Here is a 1,137-nt window from a genome sequence, read left to right on the forward strand (position 1 = left end):
ACCAGATGTGCCAGCCCTTGCGCTCGGCGTCGTGCAACTGCGGCCAGCCGACGAGATCGGCCGGCGTCGCCGGCATGCCGAGCCGCGCGACGAGGTCGGGCGACGCAAGCGCGACGATCTCCACCGTCAGCAGGCGCTCGCTGCACAGCCCGATGTAGCGCCCGAGGCCATGACGGATCGCGACGTCGACACCGTCGCGCGAAAAGTCCGCCAGTGCGTGGCTCGTGACGACCTGCAGGTCGACGTCCGGGCAAGCCTCGCGGAACCGGGCGAGGCGCGGGACGAGCCATGCGGATGCGAAGAACGGCGTGACGCTTACCGTCAGCACGCCGCTGTCGGCGGCGCCGGACACGCGCTGCGACGCATCGGCAATCTGCCTGAACGCGTTGCGCACCGGCGGCAGGTAGTCGCGGCCGGCGGCCGTGAGCAGGATGCCGCGGTTGACGCGCTCGAACAGCTGTACGCCGAGATGCGTCTCCAGCGTGCGAATCATCTGGCTTACCGCGCCGGGCGTGACCGACAGCTCCTCGGCCGCCGCCTTCACCGACAGGTGGCGGGCGGCCGCTTCGAATGCGCGCAGCGCGTTGAGGGGCGGCAAGCGGGAACGATTCATTGAGTTTTTCTAAATCGAAAGTCCGACGAAATATCGTTTGAGACGATGCGTACGCACGAGTACCGTTGACGCATCGGATCGCCTGCTTCGCGACTGCTCGTCGGCAGCCGATGCGATCAACATAGTTCAACTATATCCATGAGGCAATCCGGTCGCTGCCGGCGGCCGGTGGAACCTGAGAGGAGCATCGTCATGAACCGCCCGGGCGCATCGCGCCTTTTTTACGGCTGGTACGTGGTTGCAGCCGCGTTCGCCGTCACGTTCGTCGGTTTCGGCAGCGCGTATACGTTCAGCGCGTTCGTCGAGTCGCTGCAGCGGGATTTCGCCGCGTCGCGCGGGCAGATCTCGCTCGTGTTCTCGCTCGCCGGTTTCCTGTATTTCGGGTTCGGCATCGTCAGCGGGCAGCTGGCCGACCGCTTCGGCTCGCGGCGGCTGGCCATCGTCGGGATGCTGCTGACGGGCGCCGGGCTCGCGGCTGCCGGCGCCGCGCATACGCTGGTGCAGGTCTATGTCGCGTACGGGCT

Annotated in this window: 2 protein-coding genes; one reads left to right on the forward strand and one right to left on the reverse strand. The window is 67.2% G+C overall.

The window, feature by feature from the left end; genetic code table 11:
• Positions 1-613 (reverse strand): LysR substrate-binding domain-containing protein (locus JYJ84_RS37210; RefSeq protein WP_205190350.1); only part of this gene is annotated, 613 nt, incomplete at its 3' end.
• 192 nt (positions 614-805) lie between these two features.
• Here JYJ84_RS37210 and JYJ84_RS37215 point away from each other — a divergent pair.
• On the forward strand, positions 806-1,137 hold a 332-nt coding region (locus tag JYJ84_RS37215), incomplete at its 3' end, for an MFS transporter (protein ID WP_205190351.1).

This window comes from Burkholderia sp. LMG 13014 (assembly GCF_905232215.1).
Classification (GTDB): domain Bacteria; phylum Pseudomonadota; class Gammaproteobacteria; order Burkholderiales; family Burkholderiaceae; genus Burkholderia.